Source organism: Burkholderia sp. Ac-20384, assembly GCF_017104605.1.
GTDB lineage: Bacteria > Pseudomonadota > Gammaproteobacteria > Burkholderiales > Burkholderiaceae > Burkholderia > Burkholderia lata.
Window position 1 is genome coordinate 1 of sequence record NZ_JAAGPE010000354.1, and the last position, 8,358, is coordinate 8,358.

Sequence of the window (8,358 nt, forward strand, 5' to 3'; positions counted from 1 at the left end):
TCTCGAGGTGCAGCCGCTCGTGCGGGCGCTGAACGGGCTGCTCGCGCGGCTGGCGGCCGCGCTCGACACGCAGAAGGCCTTCGTGGCCGACGCCGCGCACGAACTGCGCACGCCGCTCGCGGCCGTGCAGATCCAGGCGCAGCTCGTCGCCCGCGCGAAGGACGACGCATCGCGCCGCGAGGCGGTCGCGGATCTCCAGGATGGCGTGTCGCGAGCGACGCGTCTCACGGAGCAGCTGCTCGCGCTCGCACGCGCCGAACCGGATGGCGCGACGATGCGCGAGCCGGTCGACCTGCAGGCATTGCTTGCCGAATGCGTGGCCGCGCTTGCGCCGCTCGCGCAACGGCACGACATCGATCTCGGCTTCGAGGAGACGCGTGCGGCGAGCGTCGTCGCGGACGTCGGCGCGTTGCGCGTGATGTTCGGCAACCTGCTCGACAACGCGGTGAAGTACACGCCGGACGGCGGCCGCATCGACGTATCGCTGACCCGCGACGCGGCCGGTCGCGCATGCGTGCAGATCGGCGACAGCGGGCCCGGCATTCCGGCCGACGAGCGCGAGCGCGTGTTCGACCGCTTCTACCGCGACAGCTCCGCGCGGGCGCGCACCGACGTGTCGGGCAGCGGGCTCGGGCTCGCGATCGTCAAGCGCGTGGCCGCGCAGCAGGGCGCGACGGTGTCGCTCGGCGACGCGGCTGCAGGCGGGCTGCTCGTCAGCGTCGTGTTCCGCGATGCCGAGATGCCGGCCGAGGCGCCGCAGCCGTCCGAATCCGTGTAAAGAACGCCGCCGGGCGGCCGCTTAAGCCCCGCTTAAGGCTGATTAAGCCTCCTTTAAGTCAGGGTCGTTACGCTGCGTCCTAACAAAGAGGAGGTCCTACGATGAACACCCGATTCCTTGCGCGCGGCGCCGTCGCGGTCGCCGTGGCGGCCGCTCTGTCCGCCGGTTACGTTGCCGGCACCCGCCGCGCCGATCCGCAGATCATCACGCCCGCACAGGCGGCCGCGCTGATGCCGGCCGAAGCGGCCGCGAAGACCGGCATCCCCGATTTCTCCGGGCTCGTCGAGACCTACGGCCCGGCGGTCGTGAACATCAGCGCGAAGCACGTCGTGAAGCAGGTATCGCGGCGCGTGCCGCAGCCGCAACTGCCGATCGATCCGAGCGATCCGTTCTACCAGTTCTTCAAGCACTTCTACGGCCAGGTGCCGGGCATGGGCGGTGACGCGCAGCCGGACGACCAGCCGAGCGCGAGCCTGGGTTCCGGGTTCGTCATCAGCTCCGACGGGTACATCCTCACCAATGCGCACGTGATCGACGGCGCGAACGTCGTCACGGTCAAGCTGACCGACAAGCGCGAATACAAGGCGAAGGTCGTCGGCTCCGACAAGCAGTCCGACGTCGCCGTGCTGAAGATCGACGCAAGCGGCCTGCCGACCGTGAAGATCGGCGACCCGGCGCAGAGCAAGGTCGGCCAGTGGGTCGTCGCGATCGGTTCGCCGTATGGCTTCGACAACACGGTCACGTCGGGCATCATCAGCGCGAAGTCGCGTGCGCTGCCGGACGAGAACTACACGCCGTTCATCCAGACCGACGTGCCGGTGAACCCCGGCAACTCGGGCGGCCCGCTGTTCAACCTGCAGGGCGAGGTGATCGGCATCAACTCGATGATCTACTCGCAGACGGGCGGCTTCCAGGGCCTGTCGTTCGCGATCCCGATCAACGAGGCGATCAAGGTGAAGGACGAGCTCGTGAAGACGGGCCACGTGAGCCGCGGCCGCCTCGGCGTCGCCGTGCAGGGGCTGAACCAGACGCTCGCGAGCTCGTTCGGACTGCAGAAGCCGGACGGCGCGCTCGTCAGCTCGGTCGATCCGAACGGCCCGGCCGCGAAGGCCGGCCTGCAGCCGGGTGACGTGATCCTGTCGGTCAACGGCTCGCCGGTCGCCGATTCGACGTCGCTGCCCGCGCAGATCGCGAACCTGAAGCCGGGTTCGAAGGCCGACCTGCAGATCTGGCGCGACAAGTCGAAGAAGTCGATCAGCGTGACGCTCGGCGCGATGGCCGATGCGAAGCTCGCGTCGAACGACGGCGGCCCTGTTGAACAAGGGCGCCTGGGTGTCGCGGTGCGTCCGCTGTCGCCGCAGGAGCGCAGTGCCGACAACCTGTCGCACGGCCTGATCGTGCAGCAGGCCGGCGGGCCGGCCGCGAACGCGGGCATCCAGCCCGGCGACGTGATCCTCGCGGTCAACGGCCGCCCGGTCACGAGCCCCGAGCAGTTGCGCGACGCGGTCAAGGGCGCGGGCAACAGTCTTGCTCTGCTGATCCAGCGCGATAATGCACAGATCTTCGTGCCGGTCGACCTGAGCTGACCGGCCACGGCCGACGGCCGGCCAGGCCGGCCAGGCCGGCCGCGGCGGGCGCTGCCGTGCTGAAGGTGTGACGCAGCGCCCTGTATGTGTTCCGACCCCAAGGAGAGAGCCATGCAATATCTACGCAACGTGTCCCGATTTGCCGTCGCCGCGGCGCTGGCCGCCGGCCTCGCAGCCGGAGCGACCGGCGCGTACGCGCAGTCGGACGGCTTGCCCGCCGCGCGCCAGCAGGGCGACGTCACCTTCGTGTCCGGCGGCGTCGGGCAGGACGAATCGACGGCGTTCCAGCGCAACGAGCCGAGTTGGCCGCTGGCGCTGCGGTTCACCGGCAAGGGCGGTGAGTTCCTGGCCGACGTTCATGTGCGGATCGTCGACGGCAAGGGTGCCGAAGTGCTGAAGACCGACGCGCGCGGGCCGTACATGCTCGTGAAGGTGCCGCCGGGCCGCTATACGGTGCACGCGTCGTACCAGGGCAACGAGGAATCGCGTGCCGTCACGGTCGGCGCGAAGGGCGGCGCGAAAACCGCCTTCCAGTGGAGCGCGCAGTAGTTCGCCGCACGCGGCCCCGGCCGGGGTCGCGCATTCGGCTGCGGTTTCGCCCATAATGAAAGCCACGGCACCCGTGCCGTGGCTTTTTTCGTTTCCTGAGCCTGGCTTGGCCTGGCCGCCCCAAGGAGAAACGATGTCCGACGCAGCCGACCCTCGTCTCGAAATCGTGCCGAACCGCCATCGCGTGCGCGTGATCCATCGCGGCATCACGTACGCCGATTCGCACGGCGCGCTGACCGTGCGCGAAACGGGCCTGCCGGACACCCACTACCTGCCGCGTGGCGACGTCAACATGCGCCGGCTCGTGAAATCAGGCGTCACGTCGGCCTGCCCGTTCAGGGGCGAGGCCGTGCACTTCGACTTGCAGACGGAAGACGGCGTGATCGAGAACGCCGCATGGAGTTACGAGGAACCGAAGGAGGCCGCGTTGGCGCTCGCGCACTACGTTGCCTTCGACGCTGCACGGATCGACAGTCTCGTCGAGACGTCCTGATGCGGCGCGTGTTCATCGGGGAGGCGTCATGGAACTGAACGACACATTACGCATACCGCTCGCCCCGCCTGTCGTGCGGGAGGCGTTCGAGGATCTCGCGTTGCTGCGCGCGAGCTTCCAGCATTGCGAATCCTTCGAGAAGCTTGCGCATGGCGAGTTTGCGCTGACGATCACGGTGCCGCTCGGCCCGCTGCGCGCCCGCTACGACGTGCGTGCGCACGCCGCCGCCGAGCAGGGTGACGCGGAAGGGCAGCCGCGCCGCGTGCTCAACTTCAAGGCGCGGGCCGACGGGCTCGGCGCGCTGCGCGGCCAGGTCGAACTCGTGCTCGTGCCGGATGACGACGAGAACGCCACGCGCATCGAGTACGTGGTCTGGGCGACGGCGAGCGGCCCGCTCACCGAGCTGCCGGGGCGGCAGATCGAAAATACGCTGCGCGAATGGACCGACGACTTCTTCCGCGAATTCTGCGCGGTCGTGCAGGCGAAGCACGGTCTTGCACCGAATCGCGCGCGCTCGGCCGCACCACGGCGCCAGCATGTGTTCCTGCGGCCGGCGTCGCTGGTGGCCGCGACGAAGCGTGCGCTGCCGCCGCACCTCGGCGGCGCGCTGACCGGGCGTGCCGCCGGCGCGCTCCCGCATCGCGGCTCCGGCACGGTGCCGGTGTGGGCGTGGGCCGCGATGATCGTCTTCATCGCGCTGCTGCTGTACGCGGCACGCTGGATCAACGGCGGCTGAGCGACCGGCCGGTTCCGCAGCGACGCGTGCTCGCCGCGCGCGTCACCGCACGACCGCGGCGCCGGCTCCGGCGCCGCGAAATTCCCTTCGGTATGCCGACGGCGACGTGCCGAGCGCGCCCGCGAAATGCTGGCGCAGCGACACGCTCGACCCGTAGCCGGCTGCCTGCGCGATCGCATCGATCGATTGCCCGGTGGTTTCCAGCAGATGCTGCGCGCGCGCGAGCCGCTCGGCCTGTAGCCACGCGGTGACGGTCGTGCCGGTCGCCTGGCGGAAGTGGCGCGTGAACGTGCGCCGGCTCATCAGCACGCGTTCGGCGAGCGAGTCGACGCTGTGTGCGGCGTCGAGGTGGGCGCGCACCCAGTCGAGCAGGCCCGCGAGCCGTGCATCGCGCGGATGCGCGGCGACCGGCTGCGGCACGTATTGCGCCTGCCCGCCCTGGCGGTGCGGCGGGATCACGAGGCGGCGCGCGATCTGGTTCGCGGCGTCCGAGCCGAAGCGCAGCCGGACGACGTGCAGGCAGCAGTCGAGCCCGGCTGCCGTGCCGGCCGACGTCATCAGGTTGCCGTCGTCCACGTACAGCACGTCCGGATCGAGCTTCACGCGCGGAAAGCGTTGCGCGAAGTCGTCGGCCCACGCCCAGTGCGTGGTGGCCGGGCGGCCGTCGAGCAGGCCGGCCGCGGCGAGCACGTAGGCGCCGAGGCACAGCCCGACGAGCTGCGCGCCACGCGCGGCGACCGCGCGGACGGCGTCGAGCAGCACGTCGGGCGGCGCTTCGTCCGGATCGCGCCATGCCGGCACGATGACGATGTCCGCATCGTCGAGCCCGTCGAGCCCATATGGCGCGGTGATCGTGAAGCCGCCCGTCGTCGACAGCGGGCCACGTTCGGCCGAGCAGACGCGAAACTCGAACGCGGGCGATGCCGCCGCGTCGCGCTCCTTGCCGAACACGACGGACGGCACCGACAGGTGGAACGGGCTGATGCCGTCATACGCGATCACGGCAACGACGGTCGGAACGGGCGGGGCGGGCCGGGTGGACGAGGCGGCGGCGGTCATGGCGGGCTCCGGAATGGCGATGGCCCGATTCTATCGAAGAATGGCTATCGGGCCACTGTCCCGGTGAACGATGCGCACCGACAATGCATCGCATCGCGCCGCTGGCCGTCCCGTTCCGGGGCGGGGCCGCGCCCCCGGACCAGGAGTCCGCCATGTCGAACGCCGTCCCGCAATCCGCTTCCCAAACCGTTTCCCGCCCGGCGGCCCGCCGCGCGCTGATCGTGATCGACGTCCAGAACGAATACGTGACGGGCAACCTGCCGATCGAGTATCCGCCGCTCGACGTGTCGCTCGCGAACATCGGCCGCGCGATCGATGCCGCGCATGCGGCCGGCGTGCCGGTGATCGTCGTCCAGCACGTCGCGCCGGCCGGCGCGCCGATCTTCGCGCCCGGCTCCGACGGCGTCGCGCTGCACGCGGTCGTTGCCGGCCGGCCGTACGCGCACCTGATCGAGAAGAAGCAGGCGAGCTCGTTTGCCGGGACCGACCTCGCCGCATGGCTCGACGCGCACGGGATCGACACGCTCGCGGTGGCCGGCTACATGACGCACAACTGCAATGCGTCGACGGTCTATCACGCGGCGCACGCGGGGCTGAATGTCGAGTACCTGGACGACGCGACGGGCGCGCTGCCGTACGAGAACGAAGCAGGTGCGGCGAGCGCCGAGGAGATTCACCGCGCGTACACGGTGGTGTTCCAGTCGAATTTCGCGGCCGTGATGTCGACCGACGCGTGGATCGCGGGGCTGGCCGGTGCGCCGATGCCGAAGCGCGATTCGGTCGCCGCGTCGAACCAGCGGGCCCGCGCGCAGCGCGCGAAGGCGGCCTGAAACTGCGGGGAGACGGGAGAGGGGGCGGGCAGTGCGTTTGCGAGGTTCGTGCGCCGCACGATGAAACGGCAACCGCAGGCGAGCGCGCGTCGCGCGGTCAGTCGCCGTCCTTCAGCATCGCCGGGCTGTAGCGCAGCATGTCGAAACAGCCGTCGACGAGCTTTTCCGCATGCTGCTCGGCGTCGATCTCGTCGGGCAGCATCAGCATGTCGCGCACGAAACCGCTGACGAGCGTGTGCAGCATCAGCGTCGCGCGCCACGTATCGAGCCGCTCGGGCAGCAGCTTGAGCCGCACGGCCCCCGCGAGATCGGCATCGATCGCGTGCAGCGCCTCGCTCATTCCCGCGCGGTTGCGCTGGAGCAGCGGCTCGAGGTCTGCGACGTACTCGCACTTCATGAACAGGATGCTGAACACGCGGCGCAACTGCGCGTCGCGCTGCACGCCGAGCAGGCACCAGATCAGGATCTGCCGGATCTTCTCGAGCGGATTGCCGCCCGGTGCGTCGAGCGGCATCCGCTTGAGCTCGTCGATCGGCAGAAACACGCGGTCGAACATCGCGTCGAACAGTTCGCTCTTGTTCGCGAAATGCCAGTAGATCGCGCCGCGCGTCACGCCGGCATGCTGGGCGATGTCCGCGAGCGACGTGTGCGACACGCCCTTCTCGAAGAACACGTGCTCGGCGGCGTCGAGAATGCGATTGCGCGTCTCGAGCGCCTCCTCCTTGGTACGTCTGACCATGTGCAGGCCTGATTGGAATGATCGTAGGTGAATATAGGGTCTGCAACCCTCGTCGCAGTCATATAGACTGGCTATGCTTGTGACTGGTAACAATCCGTAAGAATGGACAGCAGGCGGGGCATAAACGGGCTTTTTACATACATTCATGAATGTATATACAATACCACCCTACGATCGAATGACCCAAGTGGCAATCAGTTAATATCCCACCTGCTGATTCCCGCCAAAGTACCAGTCCGCAGTGCGGGGCAACCTGTCGGCACGGAGGTTTCGTGCCGCTTGCTGTATCTGGCAGTCCAGTATTTCAGGTGTTCGATCTGCGCCGTGAGGCGCATCCGTGTTGCGCTCCCTCCGGTCGGGTGCGGCACTTATTCCATTGGTTATACACAGAGGTCGCTCCATGCGCGTCGAACGGGTTCCATACCGCTTAATCACTGTCGCGACGGCCGCCGTTTTCCTGGCCGCGTGCGGGAAAAAAGAATCGGCACCGCCGCCGCAAACGCCGGAAGTCGGCGTCGTCACCGTCCAACCGCAATCCGTACCGGTCTTCACCGACCTGCCGGGCCGCACCAGTGCATTCCTCGTCGCGCAGGTCCGCGCGCGGGTCGACGGCATCGTGCTGCGCCGTGAATTCACCGAAGGCACCGACGTCAAGGCCGGTCAGCGCCTCTACAAGATCGACCCGGCGCCGTACGTTGCCGCGCTGAACAGCGCGAAGGCGACGCTCGCGAAGGCGCAGGCGAACCTCGTCACGCAGAACGCATTGGTCGCGCGCTACAAGGTGCTGGTGGCCGCGAACGCGGTCAGCAAGCAGGACTACGACAACGCGGTGGCCACGCAAGGCCAGGCTGCGGCGGATGTCGCGTCCGGCAAGGCAGCGGTCGACACCGCGCAGATCAACCTCGGCTACACCGATGTCGTGTCGCCGATCACCGGCCGCGTCGGCATCTCGCAGGTGACGCCGGGCGCCTACGTGCAGGCGAGCCAGGCGACGCTGATGTCGACGGTTCAGCAGCTCGATCCGGTGTACGTGGACCTCACGCAATCGAGCCTCGACGGGCTGAAGCTGCGTCAGGACGTGCAGAGCGGCCGCCTGAAGACGACTGGCCCGGGCGCGGCGAAGGTGTCGCTGATCCTGGAAGACGGCAAGACCTATTCGGAACCGGGCAAGCTGCAGTTCTCGGACGTGACGGTCGACCAGACCACCGGCTCGGTGACGATCCGCGCGGTGTTCCCGAACCCGGGCCGCGTGCTGCTGCCGGGCATGTTCGTGCGGGCACGGATCGAGGAAGGCGTGAACGAGAACGCGTTCCTGGTGCCGCAGATCGGCGTCACGCATGACCAGAAGGGCCAGGCGATCGCGATGGTGGTGAACGCCAGCAACAAGGTCGAGCCGCGTCCGCTGAAGACGACGGGCATGCAGGGTGCGAACTGGATCGTCGAAGGCGGTCTGGAAGCGGGCGATCACGTGATCGTGCAGGGCGTCGACAAGGTGCGCCCGGGTGCGACCGTGAAGACGGTCGCCGCGCAGCTCGCCCCGGCGGCCGATGCCGCATCGGGTGCTGCTGCCGCGTCCGCCGCGCCGGCT

Annotated in this window: 9 protein-coding genes; 7 read left to right on the forward strand and 2 right to left on the reverse strand. The window is 68.7% G+C overall.

The genetic code is table 11. The annotated features are described in order from the left end of the window. From G3O00_RS36850 to G3O00_RS36870, 5 genes are all read left to right on the forward strand, one after another. The coding region (locus tag G3O00_RS36850; RefSeq protein WP_206145952.1) for a HAMP domain-containing sensor histidine kinase at positions 1–778 on the forward strand (778 nt) is incomplete at its 5' end. Positions 779–879: 101 nt separating this feature from the next. Then, positions 880–2,364 (forward strand): DegQ family serine endoprotease, encoded by a 1,485-nt coding sequence (locus tag G3O00_RS36855; protein ID WP_011353057.1) that lies wholly within the window; start codon positions 880–882, stop codon positions 2,362–2,364. Positions 2,365–2,475: 111 nt separating this feature from the next. Further along, the gene (locus G3O00_RS36860) at positions 2,476–2,913 is read left to right on the forward strand and encodes a carboxypeptidase-like regulatory domain-containing protein (protein ID WP_011353056.1); all 438 of its coding nucleotides are present in this window, start codon (positions 2,476–2,478) and stop codon (positions 2,911–2,913) included. Positions 2,914–3,046: 133 nt separating this feature from the next. Beyond that, the gene (locus G3O00_RS36865; protein WP_011353055.1) at positions 3,047–3,406 is read left to right on the forward strand and encodes a DUF427 domain-containing protein; all 360 of its coding nucleotides are present in this window, start codon (positions 3,047–3,049) and stop codon (positions 3,404–3,406) included. A 28-nt stretch (positions 3,407–3,434) separates the two neighbouring features. Continuing rightward, the gene (locus tag G3O00_RS36870) at positions 3,435–4,142 is read left to right on the forward strand and encodes an SRPBCC domain-containing protein (protein WP_206145953.1); all 708 of its coding nucleotides are present in this window, start codon (positions 3,435–3,437) and stop codon (positions 4,140–4,142) included. A gap of 42 nt (positions 4,143–4,184) precedes the next feature. On the opposite strand, the gene G3O00_RS36875 is transcribed toward G3O00_RS36870, so the two are convergent. Beyond that, the gene (locus tag G3O00_RS36875; RefSeq protein WP_206145954.1) at positions 4,185–5,201 is read right to left on the reverse strand and encodes a helix-turn-helix domain-containing protein; all 1,017 of its coding nucleotides are present in this window, start codon (positions 5,199–5,201) and stop codon (positions 4,185–4,187) included. A 152-nt stretch (positions 5,202–5,353) separates the two neighbouring features. Between G3O00_RS36875 and G3O00_RS36880 the strand changes: the two genes are divergently transcribed. Further along, a complete protein-coding gene (locus G3O00_RS36880) occupies positions 5,354–6,031 on the forward strand; it encodes a cysteine hydrolase family protein (RefSeq protein ID WP_206145955.1) in 678 nt (225 codons plus the stop codon). Between the two features lie 97 nt (positions 6,032–6,128). Here G3O00_RS36880 and G3O00_RS36885 read toward each other — a convergent pair whose 3' ends face one another. Continuing rightward, the gene (locus G3O00_RS36885; protein ID WP_011353051.1) at positions 6,129–6,770 is read right to left on the reverse strand and encodes a TetR family transcriptional regulator; all 642 of its coding nucleotides are present in this window, start codon (positions 6,768–6,770) and stop codon (positions 6,129–6,131) included. Between the two features lie 400 nt (positions 6,771–7,170). On the opposite strand from G3O00_RS36885, the gene G3O00_RS36890 reads away from it, so the two are divergent. Then, a partial coding sequence (locus G3O00_RS36890; RefSeq protein WP_206145956.1) for an efflux RND transporter periplasmic adaptor subunit occupies positions 7,171–8,358 on the forward strand: 1,188 nt, incomplete at its 3' end.

Excerpts from the sequence above, each read along its gene's own strand:
- G3O00_RS36855 (WP_011353057.1), top strand. The coding sequence starts at position 880 with ATGAACACCCGATTCCTTGCGCGCGGCGCCGTCGCGGTCGCCGTGGCG.
- G3O00_RS36860 (WP_011353056.1), top strand. The coding sequence starts at position 2,476 with ATGCAATATCTACGCAACGTGTCCCGATTTGCCGTCGCCGCGGCGCTG.
- G3O00_RS36865 (WP_011353055.1), top strand. The coding sequence starts at position 3,047 with ATGTCCGACGCAGCCGACCCTCGTCTCGAAATCGTGCCGAACCGCCAT.
- G3O00_RS36870 (WP_206145953.1), top strand. The coding sequence starts at position 3,435 with ATGGAACTGAACGACACATTACGCATACCGCTCGCCCCGCCTGTCGTG.
- G3O00_RS36875 (WP_206145954.1), bottom strand. The coding sequence starts at position 5,201 with ATGACCGCCGCCGCCTCGTCCACCCGGCCCGCCCCGCCCGTTCCGACC.
- G3O00_RS36880 (WP_206145955.1), top strand. The coding sequence starts at position 5,354 with ATGTCGAACGCCGTCCCGCAATCCGCTTCCCAAACCGTTTCCCGCCCG.
- G3O00_RS36885 (WP_011353051.1), bottom strand. The coding sequence starts at position 6,770 with ATGGTCAGACGTACCAAGGAGGAGGCGCTCGAGACGCGCAATCGCATT.